This window comes from Acidisoma sibiricum (assembly GCF_057837225.1).
Map to the genome: position 1 here is coordinate 1,438,009 of NZ_CM174445.1, position 24,420 is coordinate 1,462,428.

Genomic DNA, 24,420 nt, shown 5'->3' on the forward strand with positions numbered 1-24,420 from the left:
CACCCATGGTCCTCTACGCACTTCCGGCTCTCTACGCGCTCTTCATCTGGTGGTTCAGCACCGGCGTGATCATGTATCTCGATGGTCTGCCGAGGGCGACCTTCAAATGGAGCATTCTGGGCGCCACGGTTCTGATGGTGTGTTCGCTCTGGGGTGTCTATGCGAGCCGGAACGACGCGAGCGTCGCCGGGGCCTATTGTGCGTTCTCCTGCGGCCTGCTGGCCTGGGGCTGGCAGGAAATCAGCTTCTATATGGGTTATGTCACAGGGACGCGGAAACAGCCCTGCCCGGAAGGCTGCAGTGGCTGGAAGCATTTCGGCCACGCGATCCAGACCAGCCTCTGGCATGAGCTGGCGATCATCGCCATGGGCGTTGTCATTGTCGCGCTGACCTGGGGTGCAAAAAACCAGATCGGCATGTGGACCTTCATGGTCCTGTGGTGGATGCACCAGAGCGCCAAACTCAACGTCTTTCTCGGCGTGCGGAACCTCAATGAGGAATTTCTGCCCGAGCATCTGCAGTTCCTGAAGTCCTTCCTGACCAAAAAGCCGATGAACCTGCTTTTTCCGCTGTCGATCACCATCTCGACGGTGATCCTGGTGAAGCTGGTGCAGGCGGCGCATCAGGTCCATGGCAGCCGCTTCGATGCCGCGGGCTTCTGCTTCCTCGCCATGCTCATGGGCCTCGCGATCGTCGAGCATTGGCTGCTGATGCTGCCGCTGCCGGCGGCCGCGCTTTGGGGCTGGAGCCTGAAATCCCGCAAGGCCACGAAGCCCTTCGACGCAGAGGTGGTTTCGGGCTTTCTCGGCGCCGGCAAAACCACCTTCATGCGCGCTCGTCTGCAAACCGCCGGTCCGCGCACTGTGGTGCTGGTGAACGACTTCGCGAGCGTCGGCGTTGACGGATCACTCTTGCGGGAGCGTGGCGCCGATGTGGTGGAACTGCCCAATGGCTGCATCTGCTGCAGCTTGCGCAAGGACCTGGCCGAGCAGCTCAAATCGGTCGTGGCGCAATGGTCGCCGGAACGGGTGCTGATCGAGCCCAGCGGTGTCGCCGATCTGGCCTCCCTGCTCGGCGTGATGCGCGCCCCCGATCTGGCGCCGCTGGTGCGCAGCCTGTCGGTCACGACTGTCATCGATGGCGGGGCTTTCCTGCGGGATTACGGCCGCCTGCCGGCGCAGCTGGATGCGCAGGCGCGGCTTTCCTCCCTGCTGGTGCTCAACAAGGTCGATCTTGTGGGGCCTGCCGAGCTGATCATGGTGGAAACCACGCTGCGCGGCCTCAACCCCACGGCGCCGATCATGCGGGCGAGTTTCGGTATCGCCGCTGCGGGGCCGATCCTGCCGCTGGCGCTGCCGGCAGCCATGCCTGAGCCCGCACCAGATGCGGCGCCTGACCACGCCCACCATGACCACGGGCATGCCCATGATCACGCGCATGATGAGCATGCGCATCACCACCACGATCACGATCACGATCACGACCACCATGACCATGGCGCCGCGCTGAGTTTCGACTCCTGGAGCGGATTGATCCTGGCACCTGTCGAGCCGGAATCGCTCCTCATGCTGCTCAACCGGCTGGCCGATGGTGCGTCAGGCGATATCGAGCGGCTGAAAGGCATTGCCCGCATGGGCGATGGCTGGGTGCGCTTCGATATCGCAGGCGGGCGGCCGTCGATCGCCGCCTTCGCGCCGAAAGGCGAGGAGACCCCGCGCGTCATCGCGATCGGGCGGCATTTGAAAGACTCCCTGCTTGCCGACCAGTTCGGCGCGCGCAGCCTGACCGACGACGTGACCCTGCCGCTTCCCGCGGTTGCCTAAAAACATCCCAGAAGGGGAGACGAGGCGATGGATTACCAGGAGTTCTTCCAGCAGCGGATCGAAGGCCTCAAACGGAACGGCAATTATCGCCGCTTCGCGGAGCTGGAAAGATCACCCGGGAAATTCCCGCATGTTTCGCTCGCCGGCGGTCATGATGTGACGGTCTGGTGCTCCAACGACTATCTCGGCATGGGGCAGAACGAGCAGGTGATTGCCGCGATGCATGCGGCGCTGGACCAGAACGGGGCGGGTGCCGGCGGCACCCGCAATATTTCGGGCACGGGCACCGCCCATGTGGCGTTGGAGTGTGCGCTGGCGGGGCTGCACGGGAAGGAATCCGCGCTTCTGTTCAACTCCGGCTATATGTCGAACTGGGCGAGCCTCAGCACGCTCGCCTCGCAAATTCCAGGTTGTGTCGTCTTCTCGGACGCCTCCAACCATGCCTCGATGATCGAGGGCATTCGCCACAGCCGCGCGCGGTGTGAGATATTCGCCCATAACGACGCGGAAGATCTCGACCGCCGCATGGCGGCGCTGCCGCCGGAGGTGCCCAAGCTCGTCGTCTTTGAGTCGGTCTATTCCATGGATGGCGATATCGCGCCGATCGCTGCCATCTGCGACGCCGCCGAACGCCATGGCGCGATGACGTATTTGGACGAAGTTCATGCTGTCGGCATGTATGGACCTCAGGGCGCGGGCATCGCGGCGCGGGAGGGGCAGGCGCATCGGCTGACCATCATCGAAGGGACGCTGGCCAAAGGCTTTGGCGTTATCGGGGGCTATATTGCGGGGTCGGCCGCGGTCTGTGATTTCGTGCGCTCCTTTGCCTCGGGCTTCATCTTCACGACCGCTCTGCCGCCATTGGTTGCAGCGGGCGCACTCGCCGCGATCCATGAACTGGCCGGCCGGGACGATCTGCGCGCCCGCCATGCCGACCGGGTGGCGCGGGTGCGGGCGGCGCTGGACGCGGAAGGCGTGCCGCATTACGCCAATCCGAGCCATATCGTGCCCGTCATTGTCGGCGATCCGGTCAAATGCCGGGCGATGACGGATATGCTGCTCGATGAATTCGGCATCTATGTGCAGCCGATCAATTACCCGACCGTGCCGAAGGGGACCGAGCGGCTGCGCATCACTCCGTCTCCGCTTCATACCGACGCCGATATCGCACATCTGGCGGCCTCGCTGGGCCAGGTCTGGTCTGCCTTCCAGCTGCGTCGGGCCGCATGAGCGCGGTTCTCTCCGCTCCGGGCGACCGGCTGGGGACGCCCATGGCGGCCGCCACGCGGGCTGGGCGCGTCTACCCCTTCAGCGCCATCGTCGGCCAGGCGGAGATGAAGCTTTGCCTGCTGCTGGCCGCGGTGGACCCCGGCATTGGCGGCGTGCTGGTGATGGGCGATCGCGGCACCGGCAAGTCCACTGCCGTTCGGGCGCTGGCGGGGCTTTTGCCGGCGATGCGGGTGGTGGCCGATTGCCCCTATCACTGCGACCCGGCGGCCGACGCCGGCGCCTGCCCGTTCTGCGCCGAGCTTGGCCCGGATCAGCGGCGGGAGCGTCTGGCCCCGGTGCCGACGGTGGATCTGCCGCTTGGCACGACCGAGGACCGGCTGGTCGGTGCGCTCGATCTGGAACGCGCTTTGGTGGATGGCGTAAAGCAGTTCCAGCCCGGCCTGCTCGCCCGCGCGCATCGCGGATTTCTGTATATCGATGAGGTCAATCTGCTCGAAGACCATCTTGTCGATCTGCTGCTGGATGTGGCGGCGTCGGGGGAGAATGTGGTCGAGCGCGAGGGGCTGAGCCTGCGCCACCCGGCCCGCTTCGTACTGGTCGGCAGCGGCAACCCCGAGGAGGGCGATCTCCGCCCGCAACTGCTCGACCGTTTCGGGCTGGCGGTTGAGGTGTCGACGCCCGGCCTGCTCGCCGAGCGCGTCGAAGTGCTGCGCCGGCGGGATGCTTTTGACACCGACCCTGCCGGTTTCCTTGGCCAGTGGGCGGAAGCCGAGCGAGAGCTGGGCAGCCGTATCCTGGCCGCCCGCGTGCGCCTCGGCAGCCTGGGCACCCCGGATGCGGTGCTGGAACTGGCGGCCAAGCTGTGTATCGCGCTCGGCACCGACGGGCTGCGCGGCGAACTTACCTTGTTGAGGGCCGCCCGCGCACTCGCCGCCCTGGAAGGGGTAGAGATGACCGCGCCCGATCATCTGCAGCGCGTGGCGCTGCCGGCGCTGCGGCATCGGCTGCGGCGCAATCCGTTGGATGAGGCGGGCGCCGGCCCCCGGGTCGAACGGGCCCTTATTGACCTGTTTGGCGCGGCATGAGTGCGGACCCGACCGCTGCGTCAGCCTGGTCCAACGCCTGTTTGTCAGCGCGGCTTTTTGTCCGCGATCCTTTCGGCACGGGCATCCATGTGAAGGCGGCGGCCGGTCCGGTGCGGGACCGCTTCCTTGGGATGCTGCGGGCGATGATGCCGGTCGAGGCGCCCTGGCGCCGCTGCCCGGCAAGCATTGCGGATGATCGGCTGCTGGGTGGTCTCGATCTCACCGTGACCCTCGCGACCGGCCAGGCCGCGGTCGCCCGCGGCCTTCTGGCCGAGGCGGATGGCGGGATCGTCATCATTGGCTCGGCGGAGCGCCTGACGGCGGGTACGGCGGCGCGTCTCGCCACGACGCTGGATCTGGGGGCCGTGGTCGCCGAGCGGGATGGTTTCACCATTCGCCATCCGGCGCGGCTTGGGTTGGTGCTGCTCGACGAGGGCATCGAGGAGGACCTCCCGGCTGGCTTGCGCGATAGGCTCGCCTTCCGGGTCGATCTTGATGGCATTCGGCTGTCCGAGACGACGGCGGTCGCGCCGGAGGCCGAGGCCTATTGCGGTTCGGTGACGGCTGAGGAAGCTGTGCTTGAGGCACTTTGCGCCACAGCCGAAGCTTTGGGCATCGGTTCGGCGCGGGCGGAAACTTTGGCGCTGCGCGTGGCCCGCGCGGCGGCGGCACTGGATGGGCGCGGGACGGTGACCGCAGCCGACGCCAGTCTCGCGGCCCAGCTTGTGCTTGCCCATCGCGCGACGCGGATGCCGCAAAAGGCTGATGCGCCGGACGCATCTGAGCCCGCTGATGATGCGGAGCAGGACGACCCTGAGACACCTGAGACGGAACAGGCTCCGGGCGAGGATGATAGCGAGACGGAGGCGCCGGAGATGGACGGGACTTTGGCCGAAGCGGTGCTGGAAGCGGCGGTCGCTTCGCTGCCGCCCGATCTTCTGGCCCAGCTTGCTGGGAGCGGCAGGGGCGATCGTCCGGGCGGCCGTCAGGCGGGGCGCGTGTCCGCCAAGCCAACCCGCCTGCGGCGCGGCCGGCCGATTGCCGCCCGGCCCGGTCGCCCCGGCAGCGGATTGCGCCTCGATGTGGTCGAAACGCTGCGCGCCGCCGCCCCGTGGCAGCGATTGCGGCACCATGCGGCGGCCGGCCGGATCGCCTTCCGGGCCGGCGACCTGCACGTGCGGCGGTACAAATCCCAGCCCCGGACAACAACAGTTTTTCTGGTTGATGCCTCCGGCTCCGCCGCACTTAATCGGCTGGCGGAAGCCAAAGGGGCGGTCGAGTTGATGCTCGGCGAATGTTACATCCGCCGTGATCAGGTAGCGCTGTTCGCCTTTCGGGGCACCAAGGCCGAATTGCTGCTGCCGCCCACAGGCGCGCTTGCGCGGGCCCGACGCTGCCTCGGTGCTCTGCCGGGCGGGGGTGGCACGCCGCTCGCCGCGGGGATGCAGGCGGCAAGCCTGTTGGCTGAGGCCCTGCGACGCCAGGGCGAAACGCCAAAACTGGTGATTTTGACGGACGGGCGCGCCAATGTGGCGCTGGACGGGGTGATGGATCGCGCTCGCGCTATGGCCGATGCCGAGCGGGTCGCGCATCACCTCCGCGCGAGCGGGCTGCAGACGCTGGTGATCGACATCTCCCCACGGCCGCAGCCGGAGGCCGCGCGGATTGCGGCAGCAATTGGCGGCCGCTGTCTGGCTTTGCCACGGGCGGATGCGGCCGCTCTCAGCCAAGCCGTCAGGAGGGCCGCATGATTGGCGCACCCGATTGGACGCATGACGGCAGGGACTGGCCGAACCGCTCCACCAGCCGCTTTCTCCACGCTGGCGGCTTGCGCTGGCATGTCCAGATCATGGGTCCTGATATCGCCGCGCGGCGGCCGGTGATTCTGCTTCTGCACGGCATGGGTGCCTCGACCCATTCCTGGCGGGACCTGGCGCCGATCCTGGCCAGGGGCTTCACCGTGGTGGCGCCGGATCTGCCGGGCCACGGCTTTACGGGCCATCCAGCGCCGGTGCTGATGACCTCCGTCGGCATGGCGCGGGCGGTCGCGGCAATGCTGAAGGTCATGGATGTGCAGCCGGCGATGGTTGTCGGCCATTCGGCCGGGGCAGCCGTCGCCGCGCGGATGCTGCTGCTCAACCTGATTGCGCCTGTGCCGATGGTGAGCCTCAACGGTGCCCTTTCGCCGATGCCGCAGCATCAGGGCGCCCTCTATTCGCTCATGGCCCGCCTCTTGACGAACAGCCCGGCGACGTCCTGGATCTTCGCGCTGCAGGCCCGGCGGGAAAAAACGGTGGACAGGCTTTTGGCCGCGACCGGCTCGCGCATCGATGGTCAGGGCCGCAAGTTCTACGGCCGGCTGATGAGCCGTCCGGGTCATGTCGCCGGGGCACTGCGTATGATGTCGCGCTGGAACCTGGATGACCTTGACCTGACTAAACTCAATGTGCCGGTGACGCTGATCGTGGGAGACAAGGATGGCATGGTGCCGCCTGCCGATGCGTCGTGCGTGAAGGCGCGGCTGCCGCAGGGGCGGGTAGTCACGCTGCCCGGCCTTGGCCATCTTGCGCATGAGGAAGAGCCGTCCATGGTCGCCCGGCTGATCGAGGAAGCGGCGACCACCGATCAAGCGAAGCGGGGGCAGCCGATGACGCTGGCACACTGCGCATGACCGCCCTGTTCATGAATGGTCGCGTCATCGACCTGATCCTGATCCTCGTCCTGGCTGAGGCCGTGGGACTGATTTTGCTGCGATGGGCCACGGGCCGGGGTATTGCGCCGTCCGCCTTGCTGTCCAACCTCGCCGCAGGGGCCTTCCTCCTCGCGGCCTTGCGATTCGGGATGGCGGGCGCGGGCGATGCCTGGGTCGGGCTTTGCCTGGCATTGGCGCTGGTTGCCCATCTCGCCGATCTGCGTGCCCGGTGGTTCGCGTGATCGCCGCGGCTGACCTCACCGCCTGCAGGGCGACGCTGCAGACCGGGTCGCGCTCCTTCGCGCTGGCCTCGCTGTTTCTGCCGGGCCGGGTGCGCGCGCCGGCAACGGCCCTCTATGCCTTCTGCCGTGCGGCCGATGACGCGATCGATCTGAGTGAAGATCAGGCTGCCGCGCTGGATATGCTGCGGGGCCGGCTCGATGCGATCTATGCGGACCAGCCAGGGGATACCGTGGATCGCGCCTTTGCGTCCGTGGTGCAGGATTTTGCCCTGCCGCGCGCCCTGCCGGAGGCTTTGCTCGAAGGCTTTGCCTGGGACGTCGAGGCGCGCCGCTATGAGGATCTGCCGGATCTCATCGGCTATGCGATGCGGGTTGCCGGCACGGTGGGGGTGATGATGGCGCTGCTGATGGGCACGCGCGATGCGGCGATGCTGTCAGCTGCCTGCGATCTCGGCTGCGCGATGCAGCTCACCAATATCGCGCGCGATGTCGGGGAAGATGCGCGCGCTGGCCGGCTTTATCTGCCACTCGCCTGGCTGAGGGACGAGGGAATCGATCCAGAGGCATTTCTCGCCGCACCGCGCTTCACGCCGGGGCTCGGCCGGGTGGTGGCAAAGCTCCTGGCGGAGGCCGGGGGGCTCTATGCCCGCGCTGAGCCCGGCATCGCCCGCCTGCCGGCGCGGTGCCGTCCTGCGATCCGGGCGGCGCGGCTGCTTTATGATGGTATCGGCAAGGCGGTGGCGCGGGCCGGGCATGATTCGGTTTCGCAGCGCGCGGTCGTGCCGATGACGCGCAAGCTGACGCTGCTGGGAGGCTGTGTCTTTGTCAGAAAGGGTGTACTCCTGCCCCCTGCCGCGGCCAGCGACTTCCTCGTCGGGGCCGTTTGGCCAGCCGAGGACTCGCCGCGCGAGGCGGCTGCCTGGCAGCAGGTGGATGACAAGATTGGATGGGTGGTCGAGCTTTTCGCCCGCCTCAACGAATTGGATCGGGCCAATGGACGCTCTGAACCCAGCGCTGTCGAACACGCGGCCGAAGCCTAACCGCAGCCTGCATCGCTTTGCCAATCCGGGCCGGTTCCTGCGGCTTTCCGGCCGTATTCTGCCTTGGCTCGCGGTGAGCGCTGGCATCGTTACGGTCGCAGGCCTCGTCTGGGGGTTGTTCTTCTCGCCGGTCGACTGGCAGCAGGGTGATGCCGTGCGCATCATGTACGTGCATGTGCCGGCCGCGTGGCTCGCCTCCATGGGCTATGGAGCGCTGGCGGTCTGCGGGTTGATTTCGATCGTGTGGCGGCATCCCCTGGCCGATCTGGCGGCGATGGAGATCGGGCCGGTCGGCGCCGTATTCACCGCTGTCTGCCTGATCACCGGCAGCCTTTGGGGCAAGCCGATGTGGGGCGCCTGGTGGGTGTGGGACGCGCGGCTGACCTCCGTCCTGGTGCTGTTCTTTCTCTATCTGGGACAGATCGCGCTGATCCGTGCCTTCGACAATCAGGAGCGCGGCTTTCGGGCCGCCGCCATTCTGGCGTTGGTCGGCGCGGTCAATCTGCCGATCATCAAGTTCAGCGTGGATTGGTGGAACACCCTGCACCAGCCTGACACGATCCATATTTTCAGCCAGACGACCATGCCGGGCTCGATGCTTGACCCGCTGCTGGTCTCGGCCCTTGGCTTTACGCTGCTTTTTGCGGCCCTGGTGCTAGGGCGGCTGCGTGCGGCAGTGATGGAGCGGCGCATCCGGTCGCTGCTGATGGCCCGCGCGCAGCGCGCCGATGGAGTGGACGCATGACCAATCTTCCGTTCATTGCCGGCTCCTACGGCGTGATGATCGTCGCCGCTTTGGCGCTGTCCGTGAATGCCTGGTTGCGCCACGCCGAGGCGCGACGGCGGCTGGCGGCCTTGGACGCGCAAAGCCCGCGCCGACGGGGACGCGCGTCATGATGATGAAGCGCAAGCATCGCCGGCTTTGGCTGGTGGGCGCCTGTCTGGTGGGCTTCGGCAGTGCCACGGCGCTGACCCTCTCAGCCTTTACCGGGGATATCGTCTATTTCATGCTGCCTGGGACCGTGTTGAGCCAGCATCCCTCCCCCGGCCGCGTCTTCCGTCTCGGCGGCATGGTGGCGCAGGGGAGCCTGCATTACACCGATATCGACGGCCAGCCCGGTGCGCGATTCGGCGTGACGGACGGTCATGGCCATATCGTGCCGGCCGCGTATATCGGGGTGCTGCCCGATCTTTTCCGCGAGGGGCAGGGTATCGTCGCGATGGGCGCGATGACGCAGACGGGCGATTTCCGGGCGACGGAAGTGCTGGCCAAGCATAGTGCCGCCTATATGCCGCCCGAGGTCGAGGCCGCCCTGAAGAAGGCCGGCATGTGGAACCCTGCCAGCGGCGCGCCGCCGCCGGATGCCGCCTTCAATGGCAGTATGGGCAAGACCGGGACGAAGCTTGCGGGCGGTTGAGAGCCGGGGAGAGATAGGCGCATGATACCGGAACTTGGTCATTTCGCGATTGCCCTCGCCTGTGTGATCGCCTTCGCCCAGGCGGTGCTCTCCATCTGGGGCGCGCATCGCAACGACGCCCGGCTGATCGCCGCCGCGCCCGCGCTCGCCCTTGGCCAGTTCATCGCTGTCGGGTTTTCGTTTCTGGCGCTGATCTGGTGCGGGGTCGTCTCCGATTTCTCGGTCATGAATGTCGCAGAATATTCCAGCGCCTTGACGCCGCTGATCTACAAGATCACCGGCACCTGGGGAAACCACGAGGGCTCCATTCTGCTCTGGTGCCTCATCCTGTCGCTCTGCGGGGCGGCGATCGCCGTGTTTGGGCGCGGCCTCCCTTCGGCGCTGCGGGCGCGGGTGATTGGCGTGCTCGGTGCCGTCGCCTGCGGTTTTCTTCTGTTCACGCTGACGGCGTCCAATCCGTTCAACCGCATCTGGCCGCCGCCGGCGGACGGGCAGGGGGTCAACCCGCTGCTGCAGGACCCTGGTCTCGCCTTTCATCCGCCCATCCTCTACGCCGGCTATGTCGGCTTCTCGATCGCCTTCGCCTTTGCGGTCGCGTCTCTGCTTGAGGGCCGCGTCGATGCCGCCTGGGGCCGGTGGGTGCGGCCCTGGACGCTCGCCGCCTGGTGCTTCCTCACCTGCGGCATCGCGCTCGGCTCCTGGTGGAGCTATTACGTGCTGGGTTGGGGCGGCTATTGGTTCTGGGACCCGGTGGAGAATGCGTCGCTGCTTCCCTGGCTGACGGGCACGGCGCTGCTGCATTCTGCGATTGTGGTGGAGAAGCGGGAGGCGCTGAAGATCTGGTCAGTACTGCTGGCGATCACCACCTTCTCGCTGAGCCTGTCGGGCACGTTTCTGGTGCGCTCGGGCCTTCTCAATTCCGTTCATGCCTTTGCCAATGACCCGACGCGCGGCATTTTCATTCTTGCCCTGCTGGGACTGGTGATCGGCGGTTCGCTGCTGCTGTTTGCTATCCGCGCACCCATTCTGGTGCCGGCCGGGATCTTTGCGCCGATCTCGCGCGAGGGCGCGCTGGTGCTCAACAATATCCTGCTCTGCTCCATTATGGCGGTGGTGCTGGTGGGGACGATGTATCCACCCTTCGTGCAACTCATCTTCGGCCAGCAGATCAGCGTCGGCGCGCCCTTCTTCAACAGCACGGCGATTCCGCTCGCGGCACCGGTGATGGCGGCGATGGGTCTGGGGCCGGTGCTGTCCTGGAAACGTGCGGCCCTTGCTCCTGCGCTGATCCGACTGTGGTGGGCGGCCTTGGCGGCCTTCGTCCTCACCGCCATTACCTTCCACGGGCTTGGCGGTGTGGCGGCGGTCGGCTTCGGCTTCGCCCTCTGGATGGTGCTGTCGGCGGCGGCGGAGCTGATCGAACGCAGCCGGCTGTTCCGGGTGCCGCTGGGCGCCAGTTGGGCCCGCCTGCGCCTGCTGCCGCGCGCGAGCTATGGCGCTGCCATTGGCCATGCAGGGCTCGGCGTGACGGTCGCCGGCATGGTCGGCATGACGCTCGCCGTGCATACGATTCAGCTTGTGCATCCGGGCGAGACGGTGAAGACCGGCGGTTATGACTGGACGCTGGTCTCGCTCCACGATCAGCCGGGGCCGAATTATGTTGCGCGGGTCGCGACGCTGCAGGTGACTAATGCCGAGACCGGGTCGCTGGTCGCGATCATGCATCCCGGCCGCCGGGCCTTCCCGCTGCAGCAGCAGACCACGACCGATGTGTCCATCAAAACGAACGGCATGCGCGACCTGTATGTTGCGATGGGGGACGAGCGCGATGGCGGCGTGGTGCTGCGCATTCACGTCAATCCGCTGGCGCCCTGGATCTGGTTCGGGGCGTTGATCATGGCTTTCGGCGGCGCGCTATCGCTGTCTGATCGTCGCTTGCGCATCGGCGCGCCTGTGCGCTTGCGCCGCCGCGCGCCAAACCCGGACGCAGTGATGGCGGCAGAATGAGCGATATTCCGCATCAGCCAATTCCTCAGAAAGCCATCATCGGGCGGCGCCTGATGTTAGGCGTGCCGCTGGTCGTGCTGGCGGCGGCGGGCGGAGGCTGGGCGATGATGCTGGCACGCATGCAGAAGGGCGAGTTCGATCCGCATAGCCTGCCGAGTCAGCTGATCGGCAAACGGGTTCCCGATTTCGCTTTGCCCGGACTGGACGGCCCCGGATTTAACGGCGCGGATTTGCAGAACCCGCGCCAGCCGATGCTGGTGAATTTCTTCGCCTCCTGGTGCGTGCCCTGCGTGCAGGAGGCGGGCGTGCTTGGGGAAATTGCGCGCCAGGGTCTGCCCATCTGGGGCATCACCTACAAGGACGCGCCGGATGCGACCCGCGCTTTCCTGAAGCGGAACGGCAATGCTTATGCGCGCGTCGCGATTGACCGGCCGGGACGCGTCGCCATCAACTGGGGCGTCTATGGCGTGCCCGAAACCTATTTCATCGATGGGGAGGGTATTGTGCGCTGGCGCTACGCCGGCGCGCTGACCGATGCCGTGGTGCAGAGGGATATCGTGCCGCTGCTGCAACGCGCGGAGAAATCCGCATCATGAGGAATGAAAGTTTTTTGGGTCTTTTTTTCAAAAAAGAACCTTTTGTTTGGGTGAGCACATTGCTGCTGTGCCTCAGTCTCTCGGTCGGGGGGGCGCAGGCGGTCAGCGATCCGACCGAGCTGCTGTCGAACCCGGCACAGGAAGCGCGGGCCGAGGCCATCGGCCATCAGCTGCGCTGCCTCGTCTGTCAGAACGAGAGCATCGAGGACAGCAACGCGGACCTTGCGCGCGACATCCGCACCATCATCCGGCAGCAAGTGGTGGCGGGGCAATCCAATCCGCAGATCATTGCCTATATGGTCCAGCGCTACGGTAACTTCATTCTGCTCAAGCCGCCCTTCGACGCCATGACTGCGCTGCTTTGGGCAACGCCGGTGATCTCCCTGCTGCTGGGCCTCGCCATTGCCTTCTTCGCCGTCTGGCAGCGCAAGCGGCGCCCATCGCCGGGGCCGGCCCCCTTGTCTGAAGCCGAGCGGGCGCGACTGGAAAGTCTGTTGCGGCCATGATCTGGATCGGTTTTGTCGTCCTGTCGCTGATCGTGATGACGCCCTTCGTGGTCGCGCAAACGCGAATCAGGCTGCGCGGACGGCGGGAGGCGGCGCTCATCCTCTATCGCGCGCAACTTGGCGAACTGACCCAGGAAGGGGAGCGTGGGCGCATCGGCCCCGTGGAACTGGCCCAGGCGCGTTTGGAGATCGAGCGGCGCTTGCTCGCCATGGCCTCCGTGGCCGAAGACGCTTTGCCCCGGCCCGGGCGCCTCGGCTGGCTGCTGCCGGCGCTGATTCTGCTGCTGCCGCTGGCCGGTCTCGCGCTCTATCTGCCGGGCGCAACGCCAGAGATGCCGGCCGCACCGCTTGCCCCGCGCATAGCGGCGGCACAGGAGCAGATGCAGCAAGACCAGGCGATGCTCGCGATGCTGCAGGCGAAGATTGCGACGCTTGATCCGCACAGCGGCGCGGCGCGGCAGGGTTTTGTGCTGCTGGGCAATCTGGAAGCGAGCATGGGCGATCCGGCAGCGGCCTCGGTCGCCTGGGCCAAGGCTTTGGCGATCCGGCCCGATCCACAGCTGGCGGCGCTTAAAGCCCAGGCCGACGCAGCTGCCGCCGCAGCGGCCAAGACCCCGCCGGCTGGGCAATAGTCGGGATCATGCCGCCCTCCGGGCGTGAGGGTTCCTATTTCCGATGGACAGACGAGGGCCGCTCAAGCAGGCGGCTCTCACGGCTCAAACGCGGCAAAGAATAGACATTGGAAGTGACGTATACTCGTCGTACCATGTCAGCGACGGGACGAGTCAAAGAAGGGTAGGTCGGTAGTGACAGGGGCGGCCGGAAGCCAGGTATTGGCGCCTGACGTGATCTTGATGCTCGATCTCCAGGGAATCATTCAGGAGGTGTCCCTGGCGAATGCTGTCTCGAGCGAAGAAGGCGCGATATGGCTAGGCCGGTCCTGGCTTGAGACCGTCGACGAGATCAGCAGTAAAAAAGTCCTGCGCATGGTGAGCGATGCCGCTGCCACCGGCATTTCCGCCTTTCGACAGATCAATCAGCAGTTCCCCAGCGGCAATGCGCTGCCGATGGAATATACCGTCGTCCGGTTGGGCGGCGAAGGCGGGCTCCTGGCGATTGGCCGTAACTTGCGTGTGGTGGCGGAGCTTCAAGCCCGGCTCGTCGCCGCTCAGCAGGCGGTCGAGCAGGAATATTGGAAACTTCGGGATGTCGAGAGCCGCTACCGCCATTTGTTCGACAGCTCGAACGAAGCGGTACTCCTCATTCGCGGCGACACGCTCGAGATTCTGGAAGCGAATCCGAGCGCTATCCGCTCCTGCGGTCTGTCCCCCGGGCATGATATCCTGCAGGCAATCGGCGCCGATGAGCGCGAGACCTTCCAGGCGATGTTGCGGGAAGCGCAGCGGAATGGGCGCGCGCCGGCCATCCTGCTGCATATGGGGCCCGAGCGGGATGAGTGGCTGCTGCGCGCTTCATCTCTGGCCGGCGCCACGGGGCAACGATTTCTGATTCAGCTGGCGCCTGTCGGCGGTTATCCGGGACCATCTGATGCTGCTGCGACCGAGGTTGTGCTGGGCGACCTTTTCGGGCGTCTGCCCGATGCCTTCATCGTGATCGACCGTATGGGCACGCTGCGGCATGCCAATCGTGCCTTTCTTGACCTCGTGCAGCTGGGTTCGGAGGGCATGGTGATCGGGCAGCGGCTCACCCGATGGTTCTCCGCCCCTGGGGCCGATATCCCGATGCTGCTCTCCCTTTTGCGCCGACATGGTTCGGTGCGGCTCTTCTCTACCGTCATCCATGGTGAATTGGGCAGCGAGACTGAGGTGGAGGTATCAGCGGCCGACGGCGGTCCCGGCTCGCCGGATCACATCGCGCTCGTGTTGCGGGATATCGGCCGAAGGCTTGCGCGCCGCGACGATACCGACGGTCTGCACGCGGTTCTGGCCGGCCTCATGGCGCGGGGCGGAAAACCATCTTTTGGTGTCCTCATCAAGGATACTTTAGGGCTGGTCGAGCGCTATTACATCAATGCCGCATTGGAGGTGGCAGACGGAAACCGTACGGCTGCCGCCGAACTTCTGGGCCTGAGCCGGCAAAGTCTCTATAAGAAGATGGAGCAGTATGCGATTGATGCGCAGCCTCGCTTAAAGGCCAGCCCTCGTCGGTGATCCTTCAACGACCTTAGGCAAAAAACCATGTCTATGCCTGCGTTTGGTGAAGCGACCCTTTCAAATTGTGAACTTGAGCAGATCCATCTTGCTGGCTCTATTCAGCCCCATGGTGCGCTTCTGCTGGTGGACGGGCCCGACCATGTGGTCGTACTCGCCAGTGCGAACGCTAGGGGCTTCCTGGGCCTTGATCGTGACGTGCTGGGCCGCCGGCTGGGTGATCTGCCCGGTGACCTGCTGGAGCGGATAACGCCCCATCTGGCCGAACCGATGGATGAGATGGCGGTGGGCGTGCGGTGCCATATTGGCCGGCCGCTGCGCAGGTTCGATGGTCTCATGCACCGTCCCAGGGGCGGAGGCCTCATCATTGAGCTGGAGGAGGCCGGACCGCCCGTCGATACATCCAGATACCCCGAAAACGCCCTTCAGCAGATCATCTCAGCCAACGCGCTCAGCACGCTATGCGACCGCACGGCGCAGATATTCAAAGACGTGACGGGGTACGACCGGGTGATGGTCTATCGCTTCGACGAACATGGCCATGGCCAGGTGATGTCGGAGATGCGGGAGCCTGATCTCGAATCCTATCTCGGCAACCGATATCCCGCGTCCGACATTCCGCAGATCGCCCGGCGCCTTTACGAGCGCAACCGGGTTCGCGTTTTGCAGGATCTCGATTACGCGCCGTCGCCGCTGGTGCCTTCCGTCTCGCCTGTCACCGGCGAACCGCTGGACATGTCGCTTTGCCTGCTCCGCAGTTCGTCGCCGATCCATGTTCAATATCTCAAGAACATGGGCGTGCGCGCGACCCTGGTCGTCTCCCTGATGGTCGGCGGCAAGCTATGGGGCCTGCTCGCCTGCCACCACTATCAGCCGCGTTTCCTGCATTTCGAGCAGCGCGCGCTTTGCGAGATCCTGGCAGAGGCCGTAGCCACCCGCATCGCGGCCTTGGAAAGTTTCGCGCGCAGCTATGCCGAGCTTGCCGTCCGCCGGCTGGAGCAGCGGCTTATCGCTGCGATCTCTGCGGAGGGTGACTGGCAGCGTGCGCTGTTTGACGGCTCCTCCGCGCTGCTGGAGCCGGTTTCCGCCACCGGCGCAGCCTTGATCTTTGAAGGCAATGTGCATCCGCTCGGCGAAGTTCCCGCGACCTCCGCCCTGCGCGATATTGGCCGCTGGCTTGACCACCGGCCGAGCCGCGACATGGTCGCGACCTCCTCCTTTGGCCTTGATGTGCCGGAATTCGCGAGCTTGACGCCGATCGCCGCCGGTCTTTTGGCCGTTCCGATATCCTCCTCGCCCGGCGAATACCTCCTGTGGCTCAGGCCTGAGCGCAAGCGTACTGTCACCTGGGGCGGAAACCCGTTTGAGCCCCATCTGATCGGGGACGATCCGTCCACGCTGTCGCCGCGCCGCTCCTTCGCGCAATGGCACCAGCGGGTCGAGGGTACGGCAGATGGCTGGACCGCCGCCGATATCGCTGCGGCGCGGCTGTTTGGTGAGACCCTGGCCGATCTTGTCGTGCAATTTCGATCGGTCCGCATGCTGATCGCCGAAGACCAGCTGGAAACGATCCGCCGTCAGGTGCATGAGGCCGGCCAGGCCGTCGTGATTGCTGATGCAGATGGGCAAATCCTGCAAATCAATGCCGCTTTCGCTGGCCTTCTGCCCCCCGGGAGCGCGCGGCCCAAATCCTTCGCCGACCTCGCTCGCGTGTTCACCGATTCCGCCAGCGTCGACCGTGCGCTCGCCAGGCTTGCCAAAGAAAGACAAAGCTGGACCGGCGAGGTATCCATTGACCGGTCTCATGACGTGACGACGCCCATCCTGGTGCGGGCGGATGCCGTTCTGGCGCCGCGCCAGCGCGTTCTGGGCTTCGTCCTGTTTTTTACCGATCAGACCGATCGCAATGCGGCTGAGGCGGCGCGCCAGAGCTTTCAGGAAGCGGTCATTGAGAGGCGCCGTCCACTGCCCCAGCTTCTCACATCCAAGGCTGATCTACGCTTCCGAAAAATTCTCAACAAGGTGTTGGAAAACGCGCAGGTCGCCGCTCTCGAGACGACCGAAAGCATGGATTTACCGCGCATCCCCCTGGTTCTGGAAGCCGTCCGGCGATCCGTGGCGCGGACAGCTAAAATGCTTGGCTATCTGATTTGGCATACCAACAACCAGGATCTGGACGAGTAGGGACCGAGGGCAGACAGCAGGAACAGAGCCGTCGCGCGGTACAGGTCGTTAACCGTTCTGGCCGGTGACTGTAAAATTTTCTTGACACTCAGCGTCAGCCGTCGAAAACTCCATGGATAACGTGGTGATTAACATATCGTCAGATTAAGACGAAGGCCGCAGCCAAGTTGAGCCGTAATGCGTTGTTTTGGTTGAAGACTTCTGCGGGATCGCAACGAGCGGAAGCAAGACCGTTATGGAGCGAACAATGGTTCAGGGAGAGCCGTGGACCGTCACCAAGTCTCGTGATGATCTAACCATACAATCCCACTCGGAATTATGTGCTGTGGTTTACCGCAGCACGGCGGTTCGGGCTTTGTCAGCCACCCAGCTCGACCAACTGGCACTTGCCGCTCAGTCCAGGAACCGGTGTGAATCCATCACAGGCGTGATGGTCTATGATGACCAGCACTTCTTTCAGTGGCTTGAGGGACCGGTCGATAGTGTCGATCGCGTTATGCACTCCATAAAAAACGATTCGCGCCACATCGATATAGACATTCTGGACAGAAGAACGATCGATCATCGATCTTTTGCTGACTGGAGCATGAAACTCGCCACACCCGCTCGTGACGTCGGCTGGTGCCATAGCGGCATAGTCGCCCCACCGCGCGATGTCGTGGAAGGCCTCCGTGATTATCCCGATAGTGCCGCCAAGATCTTGTTGAAAATGGTCCCTGTATCGCTGGACGCTGCCACCGGCGAGGGCGCGGGGCAAGACGCCGTCAGCCCAGTGCGGCTTAAGCAGACAACGGCATCCTTGCTGAAGAGCGTCATCATTTCGACGGTGATCCCCGAGCTTGTCAGGCAATATGCATGGCAGGATTCGACGCGGCTTCCGTCACCGCTCCTGACCGAGGCAGAGGAGCTGGCCGATCTCCTGATCCAGCCGGATCAGCGCGCTGCTTTCGAGTTCATCACGGAATTGCGCCAAGGATACGGCTGGCTCTCCCCCCTGTATGGGACGCTGTTTGAACCGGCAGCGCGTCGTCTCGGCGATCTATGGAGCGAAGACATATGCTCCGAGTTGGATGTGACGCTCGGACTGTCTCGCTTGCAGACCGCCGTAAGGCTGATCACGGCGAAGGAAGAGCACATTATTCCCATAGATGTGTCTCAGCCATTCGTGCTGATTGTACCAGAGCCCGGTGAGCTGCATCGTCTGGGTGCTGCGCTGGATATGGATGTTTTGTCGACGGCGGGATGGAAGCCGCAGTTTGAGTATCCAACTGACGACAATGCGTTGCAGGACCTCATCTCGGCGCAATGGTTCGATGTCCTGGACCTCTCGCTAAGCGCGGCCTTCCGCAGAGAGCATTGGTTGCCGCGCATCAAAAAGACGATTAGTGGCGCCCGTCGGGCATCACTCAATCCGGCACTCGTTGTGCTCGTCGGCGGACGTGTTTTTGTCGAGGAAAAAGACGCCCTGGCGACGTCTGGTGCCGATCTGGCCAGCAAGACTGCTTTCAATCTTGATCATCTCATTCTTGAGAAGATGCAGTTCATGGGACGGGATGGAGCTTCCGCCGCCGGTGCTGATCGCAGTAATGGCCATCGCGCGGGCGTGCAGGGGCGGGGCCTAAGACCTTCCAAAAAATCCCGGACAAATGAGAAGAAGTTGACGCATCCATCTCAGAGCAGCCGCCTGCAGTTCGACTTGGAGCGTCAAACCACTGCCTCAAACACTCTGGTTGTTTAGTGTCGGCATCTGACTGGTCGATTCTGCGTGATGCCCACGGCCGCTTCGCGGTTGGGAGGGAACATCTGGGGTAACGGCTGCAGAGCCGCTGCCCTCCCAGAACCGCCCTACCCGCTTACCGGGATCTCCCACGCCTCGATCGGAACGAGCGGGTGGTCTTTGAAGTACTCCCGGGCGTTTTTGATAAAGGCGTTGAGGTTCGTCGACGCGATGCGACGCGCGGGATAGATCGCGCTGACCGGAAGCTTTTCGGCGGTGAAACTGACCAGGAGCGGGACCAGGCGGCCAGCGAGCACACTGGTCATCACCTGGTAGGACAGAGTCCTGGAAATGCCGAGGCCCGCCTCCGCCGCCGCGATCGCCGCATCACCACTGTTCACGGTCAATCGGGGCTCCACGCGAACCAACTTGCCGGTCGGCCCAAAGCGCCAGTCGTTGGTCGTGTCGAGACTCTCGAATGCAATGATGTCGTGGGTCGAAAGGTCGTTCGGCGCTTTCGGCGTTCCCCGACGTTCCAGATATCCCGGGCTGGCCACCAGTACCCGGCTGACGGCCCCGAGGCGAATCGCCATCATACTGCTGTCGGCCAGGTCGCCGACGCGGATCGCGACGTCGACAGATTCCTCTGCCAGGTGGACGTTGCGATCCGACAGCGTCAAATGAATGCTCAGGCCCGGATGCTTCGTCAGAACCTGCGTGATGATCGGCAACACGTGGAGCCGACCAAACAGGATGGGTGCCGCGACCTTGAGCGACCCGCGCGGCTCCGCATCCTCGCCGCGGACCCTGCGCTCGGCCCCTTCGATGTCCTCCAAGACCTGACGGCAACTTTCGAGGAAGATCTCGCCCCGCTCGGTCAGCCGGACCGATCGCGTGGTCCGATTGAGGAGGACAAGGCCCAGCCTGTCCTCTAGATCCGCGACCGAACGAGTGATCACGGACGGGGAGAGCCGCAGCTGCCGCGCCGCTTCAGCAAAGCTGCCCATGGTGGCGACGGCGACAAACGCGCGCATGGTTTCAAGACGGTCCATGAACTATTGCGCGCATCGCAATAAAGACTTGTCAACTATTGCGATTATCGCGGCCCGCGCGGGGTCCTAGTGATAGCGGCACACCGGAGACGCCGGTTCAAAATCGTTTGGAGGATGCCATGTCCCGCATAGCCGTTCCCGCCCGTGAAGCCGCTCCCGCCGCGTCCCAGCCCTTGCTGGACGCAGTGGAGAAGCAATTGGGCGTCGTTCCCAACCTTTTCCGTCTGTTGGCCCTGAGCCCCGCTGCTCTGCAGGGTTTTCTGGGGCTCAATGGAGCCCTGGGCAAGGCTCTGGACGTCAAGACCCGGGAGCGGATCGCGATCGCCGTCGCCCAGGTGAACGGCTGCGACTATTGCCTGTCCGCCCACACATACCTCGGCCTGAACCTGGCGAAGATCGACAACGCCGAGATCGCCCTGAACCGCCGTGGCGCTTCGTCTGACCCCAAGGCCAATGCGGCGGTCGCGTTCGCCCGCAAGATCACCGAAAACCACGGACGTGCGGCCGAAGCCGAACTCCAGGCGGTGCGGGCGGCCGGCTATACCGACGCGCAGGTTATCGAGATCATCGCCGTGGTGGCCGAAAACGTCTTCACCAACATGGTCAATATCGTCGCCGGCACGGACATCGACTTCCCGGTCGTCCGCACTAACGAAGCGGCCTGAAGCAATCGGCTGTCGGCGGAAGATGACCGCCGACAGCCGCCCCTTGGGGTGAGGTCTTAACCATGCCTCACGAATTTCTCGATGCTGTCTGGAGGCCCGGGCTGAGAGCCGCCCAGGCCGCCAACGGCAGCGTGGAAATGTGGGAGGGCTTCAGCGGTCACCGCGCATTTGACCGCTTTGCCGCTGCCGAGGCTGCGTTCATACAGGCGCGCGACAGTTTCTATATGGCTACGGTTTCGGAATCAGGGTGGCCCTACATCCAGCACCGCGGCGGACCCGTCGGGTTCCTGAAAGTCCTCGACGAGACGACGCTGGGGTTCGCCGATTTCCGCGGCAATCGCCAGTACATCAGTCTTGGCAACGTAGCCTCGGACGATCGCGTCGCCCTGTTCCTGATGGACTATCCCAATCGGCAGCGCCTAAAGATTCTGGCGCCTCGGCAGCGATGTCTTCAACACGCAGGCCGTCCATGCCACATTCCAGCGCGAGGCGCATCGCGGCATTCGCAACGCATCACGTCTCCAATTTTTTGCCGCTCTCGCAGCCCCGCCGAGGTAGTCGGCCGGCTCTTCACCGAATTCGCCATTTGCGGAAGATGTAACAACGTGCGTGATACGCAAGTTTGCTAACGGCGCATTTTTTGTGTGCTGGGGAGAAGTAGAGACGATCGAAGTGGGCAGGCTTGAACGACGGGTTGTCGGGCTAACGGCAGAGGAGGTCGGCTTGACGCTGTCCGAGGGCAAGGGTTTGCTGGGCGAACTCGCCCGCCTGGTCCTCCAGACCCAGATGGAAGAGTTTGCCACCTGCGCCCGTGTGTGCCGGGACTGTATGAAGCTCAGACGCCGCCGGGATAATCGGACCCGTAAAATCCAGACACTGTTCGGCACCATCACCGTTGACGCGCCTCGGATCAGTGTGTGCCCGTGCCAGAACGACTGGGGTTTTGTGGATGTCTCCCTGTCCCCCCTGGCGGACCTTCTGCCGGACCGGTGCACGCCCGAGCTTCGGCGGCTACAGGCCGAACTAAGCGCCAGGCACTGGTACCGCGAGGCGGCCCGGCTGCTGAGTACGCTTTTGCCCTGTGATCCCATGAGCCACGCGACCATGCGCAACCGAACGCATCGCGTCGCGGCTTATCTTGAACAGAAGCCGATAACGCAGCTGGGTCCCGAACCGATCATCGATCCGGCAGCCGAGATCGTGGTGCTGATTGATGGGGCGCACATACGGGCAGCCCATGGCTACCAATCGCGACACCTCGATGTCACCGTGGGGAAGATCGAGGTGAGAGGAAAGCCACCACGACGGTTTGCTCTCGCGCCCAGGGGCGCGGAATCTGCGCTGGCGACACTGCGCCAGGCCCTTCGTGATCAGGGATGGCAACCAGGTCGCGCCGTCACGGTCCTTAGCGATGGTGAAGCAGCACTTCCCGGTCTTGTCCGCGCCGCAGTCGTGAGCCCACCACCTGCATTCTGGATTGGTGGCACATCTCCATGCGCGTGCAGCACATCGAGCAAGCACTCCGGGGCATCTATGCCCTCGACCCTCGGCACCGAGCAGCATTGGACATGGTCGAGTGGAGGATTGGACGCCTTCGCCATTTGATCTGGAACGGTTATCACGAGGAGGCCCATGATGAGTTATTCGGCATGCGCCACATGGCATCGGACGTTGCCTATGTGAACGGCGGCAAGTTTCGACCCCCTGTCGCCAGGCTACTGTGGAACTGCGACGACCTCCGTCGCTACCTGGCCAATAATACCGGCTCGCTCATCGACTATGGCGAGCGATACCGTTCCAAAATGCCGATTTCAACCTCTCGGGCAGAGGGCTGCGTGGACGAGATCGCCAACGCTCGCATGGCCAAGAAGCAGCCGATGAGATGGTCCCCTCAGGGCGCTCATCGCATCGCCGTCGTCCGCGCCGCGGTGTTGGATGGCCGACTGAAACCGGAAGCGAGCAGCGTTCTAGCGGCCTGATAGACCAGGATTTTTCCGCTTCGCGGATTCGATGTAGAGCGTCAACCGTCTTGTCCGGCGACCCACAGCCATGTTGGCCGGTTTTGCTGACGGTGGGGTTGTTGTCCTTTAGTTAGATTGGAGCGCTCCTTTCGAGGTTGTCGGTGATATTGTCGCGGCCCGCGAGTTTTTGCGCGAGGCGGAGGCCGATCCGCCGACACGCTGGCTGTTCAACGGCGTAGAGCGGGACGTCGTCGTGGCTCATGCTCAATGTGCGCTCGATTGGCGGCATGGCGTGGGGCGGCTGGCGCGCGTCGCCGTCATCTGGCCTTTCGTGGGCAAGGAATGGCGGTCCAATTGCTCCAGATGATCGTGCAACGCGTTTTTGCTCTGCCGGGATTCGAGCGGCTGGAGTTGAACGTTTATACCTTCAACGAGGCTGCCATTCGCACCTGCGAGGCCCTCGGCTTCGTGCGAGAGGGCGTGCGGCGCTCATCGGTTCGCGTGGGTACCGCGCGCTGGGACACGGCCATGTTCGCGCTGCTCAGAAACGAGGCACTTTAGGCGGCAAAATTGAGCGGCCGACGGGAGGCCCAATCCGTCATGCCCTCAAGCGCGGAGGCCGCATCGAGGATGACGTTCTCCGCCAAGGGTGACCCGGCGAACTGGATACCGGTGGGCAGCCCCCCTTCGCCGAAACCGTTGATGACGGAAATGGTCGGTGATCCGGTTAGGACGCCGGCCAGGTTCAACGGTCGCTTCCCAAGCGCGCGCGGCAGGCCAAGCTCGAAGTCGTCATGCAGACCGGTGGCAACGACGCCCAGGCTGGGCGCGAGCAGCGCGTCGTAGCTTGCGGCGAGATCAGTGAACCGGCTTGCCAGGATGTGGCGGATGCGTTGGGCGCGGATGTAGTCATGCGCGGGCAGAACCGAGGCGGCGAGGCGATGCCCGGCAGAGAGCGGCGAGGTGAGTTCCGCCAGGCCGCCCGTGGCGATGAACTCATCAAAGGCGGCATAAGCCTCGGCGGCGACGATCGTGCTGATGAGCGCGCCATAGGGGAAATCTGGCAGTTCGACCGTCTCGAGCGTGCCGACCTGCCGCAACAGGTCGAGAGAGGCGTTGAAATTTGCCTCCACCTCGGGTGAGATGCCGTCACACGCACCGTCGATCACGCCGAAGCGGAAGCCGCGCTTGCGCCGCGGGCGATCGCGATAGCGATAGGGGTCGTGGAGGCTCGCATGATCAGCAGGGTCGTGACCGGCGATGGCTTCCAGTACGAGGCCGCAATCCTCGGCCGTACGGCACATGGGACCGAGCCGATCGAGCGTCCAGCACAGGGTCATCGCGCCATGACGGCTGACGCGGCCATAAGTCGCGCGCAGCCCGGCTATACCGGTGAAAGCAGCAGGGTAAAGGATGGAACCGCTGGTATCGCTGCCGATCGCGAAGGGCACGGCGCCGGCGGCGACCGCCGCCCCCGGACCGCTGGAGGAGCCGCTGGTCCAACGCCGCTCGTCCCAGGGGTTGGCAGTCGGGCCGGTGAAGGCGGCGTTGGGATTTTTGTAGCCCATGCCCCCGGCAATCTCGACCGTCGCCAGCTTGGCCACCAGCACCGCTCCGGCATCGCGCAGCTTCCGCGCCACCGTTGCTTCCTGCGTGAAGGTCTGGTCACGAAACGGCGCGGCCCCCCAGGTCGTGGGAGCGCCGACAACGGCCACGATGTCCTTCATGCCATAGGGAATGCCATGCAGCGGGCCGCGATCAAGGCCGCCGCGCAGCTCATCATCCGCGAGCGCCGCTTCGCGCAGCGCGATGTCAGGTGTGAGGGTTACGACTGCGTTGAGACGTCGACCGTCGCTGTCCAGCCTTGCCAGGCACGCCTGTGCCAGTTCTACCGCAGAGACCTGGCCCGCACGCAGCTTCGCACCGAGTTCGGGGATGGTGCGGAAGGCGATGCTGCTGGCAGTCATCGGGCGCCCCCCAGAGGCGCGCGGATAAAGGCAGGTTCATCCGCGTTGCTCAGCGGAAAGCGAT

General features: G+C 64.6%; 22 protein-coding genes and 2 pseudogenes. 22 read left to right on the plus strand and 2 right to left on the minus strand.

Features of this window, described 5'->3' with window-relative positions; all coding sequences use genetic code 11:
- The first annotated feature begins 5 nt into the window (after positions 1-5).
- The 17 genes from puhE (at position 6) to AC3G7M_RS07040 (ending at position 18,732) form a co-directional block, all read left to right on the plus strand.
- Entirely contained in the window at positions 6-1,823 is a 1,818-nt protein-coding gene (gene puhE / locus AC3G7M_RS06960; RefSeq protein ID WP_489215091.1) for a putative photosynthetic complex assembly protein PuhE, read from the plus strand.
- Positions 1,824-1,850: 27 nt separating this feature from the next.
- Positions 1,851-3,053 (plus strand): 5-aminolevulinate synthase, encoded by a 1,203-nt coding sequence (hemA, locus tag AC3G7M_RS06965; protein WP_489215093.1) that lies wholly within the window; start codon positions 1,851-1,853, stop codon positions 3,051-3,053.
- Positions 3,050-4,138 carry a magnesium chelatase ATPase subunit I gene (bchI, locus tag AC3G7M_RS06970; RefSeq protein ID WP_489215095.1) on the plus strand — a complete coding sequence of 363 codons (1,089 nt, stop codon included), beginning with the start codon at positions 3,050-3,052 and terminating at the stop codon, positions 4,136-4,138. The genes hemA and bchI overlap by 4 nt, the downstream gene beginning before the upstream one ends.
- Positions 4,135-5,889, plus strand: a complete 1,755-nt coding sequence (locus AC3G7M_RS06975; RefSeq protein WP_489215097.1) for a magnesium chelatase subunit D — start codon at positions 4,135-4,137, stop codon at positions 5,887-5,889. The genes bchI and AC3G7M_RS06975 overlap by 4 nt, the downstream gene beginning before the upstream one ends.
- Positions 5,886-6,809 (plus strand): alpha/beta fold hydrolase BchO, encoded by a 924-nt coding sequence (gene bchO, locus AC3G7M_RS06980; protein ID WP_489215099.1) that lies wholly within the window; start codon positions 5,886-5,888, stop codon positions 6,807-6,809. Before AC3G7M_RS06975 ends, bchO begins: the two co-directional genes overlap by 4 nt.
- Positions 6,806-7,072, plus strand: a complete 267-nt coding sequence (locus AC3G7M_RS06985; protein WP_489215100.1) for a hypothetical protein — start codon at positions 6,806-6,808, stop codon at positions 7,070-7,072. Before bchO ends, AC3G7M_RS06985 begins: the two co-directional genes overlap by 4 nt.
- Positions 7,069-8,112 carry a phytoene/squalene synthase family protein gene (locus AC3G7M_RS06990; protein ID WP_489215102.1) on the plus strand — a complete coding sequence of 348 codons (1,044 nt, stop codon included), beginning with the start codon at positions 7,069-7,071 and terminating at the stop codon, positions 8,110-8,112. The genes AC3G7M_RS06985 and AC3G7M_RS06990 overlap by 4 nt, the downstream gene beginning before the upstream one ends.
- Positions 8,066-8,857 carry a heme ABC transporter permease gene (locus tag AC3G7M_RS06995; RefSeq protein WP_489215104.1) on the plus strand — a complete coding sequence of 264 codons (792 nt, stop codon included), beginning with the start codon at positions 8,066-8,068 and terminating at the stop codon, positions 8,855-8,857. The genes AC3G7M_RS06990 and AC3G7M_RS06995 overlap by 47 nt, the downstream gene beginning before the upstream one ends.
- Complete coding sequence (locus AC3G7M_RS07000) at positions 8,854-9,009, plus strand: hypothetical protein (RefSeq protein WP_489215106.1); 156 nt, start codon at positions 8,854-8,856, stop codon at positions 9,007-9,009. Before AC3G7M_RS06995 ends, AC3G7M_RS07000 begins: the two co-directional genes overlap by 4 nt.
- A gap of 2 nt (positions 9,010-9,011) precedes the next feature.
- Complete coding sequence (ccmE, locus tag AC3G7M_RS07005; RefSeq protein ID WP_489215979.1) at positions 9,012-9,530, plus strand: cytochrome c maturation protein CcmE; 519 nt, start codon at positions 9,012-9,014, stop codon at positions 9,528-9,530.
- Between the two features lie 21 nt (positions 9,531-9,551).
- Positions 9,552-11,537 carry a heme lyase CcmF/NrfE family subunit gene (locus AC3G7M_RS07010; protein WP_489215108.1) on the plus strand — a complete coding sequence of 662 codons (1,986 nt, stop codon included), beginning with the start codon at positions 9,552-9,554 and terminating at the stop codon, positions 11,535-11,537.
- Positions 11,534-12,133 carry a DsbE family thiol:disulfide interchange protein gene (locus AC3G7M_RS07015; protein WP_489215110.1) on the plus strand — a complete coding sequence of 200 codons (600 nt, stop codon included), beginning with the start codon at positions 11,534-11,536 and terminating at the stop codon, positions 12,131-12,133. Before AC3G7M_RS07010 ends, AC3G7M_RS07015 begins: the two co-directional genes overlap by 4 nt.
- 50 nt (positions 12,134-12,183) lie before the next feature.
- Positions 12,184-12,639 (plus strand): cytochrome c-type biogenesis protein, encoded by a 456-nt coding sequence (locus tag AC3G7M_RS07020; protein WP_489215111.1) that lies wholly within the window; start codon positions 12,184-12,186, stop codon positions 12,637-12,639.
- On the plus strand, positions 12,636-13,271 hold the full coding sequence (gene ccmI / locus AC3G7M_RS07025) for a c-type cytochrome biogenesis protein CcmI (RefSeq protein WP_489215113.1): 636 nt from the start codon (positions 12,636-12,638) through the stop codon (positions 13,269-13,271). The genes AC3G7M_RS07020 and ccmI overlap by 4 nt, the downstream gene beginning before the upstream one ends.
- Positions 13,272-13,493: 222 nt before the next feature.
- Positions 13,494-14,810 (plus strand): transcriptional regulator PpsR, encoded by a 1,317-nt coding sequence (ppsR, locus tag AC3G7M_RS07030; protein WP_489215981.1) that lies wholly within the window; start codon positions 13,494-13,496, stop codon positions 14,808-14,810.
- A 27-nt stretch (positions 14,811-14,837) separates the two neighbouring features.
- The gene (locus AC3G7M_RS07035) at positions 14,838-16,994 is read left to right on the plus strand and encodes a GAF domain-containing protein (RefSeq protein WP_489215115.1); all 2,157 of its coding nucleotides are present in this window, start codon (positions 14,838-14,840) and stop codon (positions 16,992-16,994) included.
- Between the two features lie 247 nt (positions 16,995-17,241).
- On the plus strand, positions 17,242-18,732 hold the full coding sequence (locus AC3G7M_RS07040) for a BLUF domain-containing protein (RefSeq protein WP_489215116.1): 1,491 nt from the start codon (positions 17,242-17,244) through the stop codon (positions 18,730-18,732).
- A 107-nt stretch (positions 18,733-18,839) separates the two neighbouring features.
- On the opposite strand, the gene AC3G7M_RS07045 is transcribed toward AC3G7M_RS07040, so the two are convergent.
- Positions 18,840-19,763, minus strand: coding sequence for a LysR substrate-binding domain-containing protein (locus AC3G7M_RS07045; RefSeq protein WP_489215118.1), 924 nt, complete (start codon positions 19,761-19,763; stop codon positions 18,840-18,842).
- 119 nt (positions 19,764-19,882) lie between these two features.
- Between AC3G7M_RS07045 and AC3G7M_RS07050 the strand changes: the two genes are divergently transcribed.
- From AC3G7M_RS07050 to AC3G7M_RS07070, 5 genes and pseudogenes are all read left to right on the plus strand, one after another.
- A complete protein-coding gene (locus tag AC3G7M_RS07050) occupies positions 19,883-20,428 on the plus strand; it encodes a carboxymuconolactone decarboxylase family protein (RefSeq protein ID WP_489215119.1) in 546 nt (181 codons plus the stop codon).
- A gap of 62 nt (positions 20,429-20,490) precedes the next feature.
- Complete coding sequence (locus AC3G7M_RS07055; RefSeq protein ID WP_489215121.1) at positions 20,491-21,057, plus strand: pyridoxamine 5'-phosphate oxidase family protein; 567 nt, start codon at positions 20,491-20,493, stop codon at positions 21,055-21,057.
- Positions 21,058-21,820: 763 nt separating this feature from the next.
- Positions 21,821-21,960: pseudogene (locus AC3G7M_RS07060) on the plus strand (ISKra4 family transposase); the annotation flags it as partial.
- A gap of 195 nt (positions 21,961-22,155) precedes the next feature.
- Positions 22,156-22,407: pseudogene (locus AC3G7M_RS07065) on the plus strand (hypothetical protein); the annotation flags it as partial.
- A gap of 249 nt (positions 22,408-22,656) precedes the next feature.
- On the plus strand, positions 22,657-22,950 hold the full coding sequence (locus tag AC3G7M_RS07070; RefSeq protein WP_489215122.1) for a GNAT family N-acetyltransferase: 294 nt from the start codon (positions 22,657-22,659) through the stop codon (positions 22,948-22,950).
- Here AC3G7M_RS07070 and AC3G7M_RS07075 read toward each other — a convergent pair.
- The gene (locus AC3G7M_RS07075) at positions 22,947-24,356 is read right to left on the minus strand and encodes an amidase (protein ID WP_489215124.1); all 1,410 of its coding nucleotides are present in this window, start codon (positions 24,354-24,356) and stop codon (positions 22,947-22,949) included. The genes AC3G7M_RS07070 and AC3G7M_RS07075 overlap by 4 nt on opposite strands.
- Between the last annotated feature and the right edge of the window lie 64 nt (positions 24,357-24,420).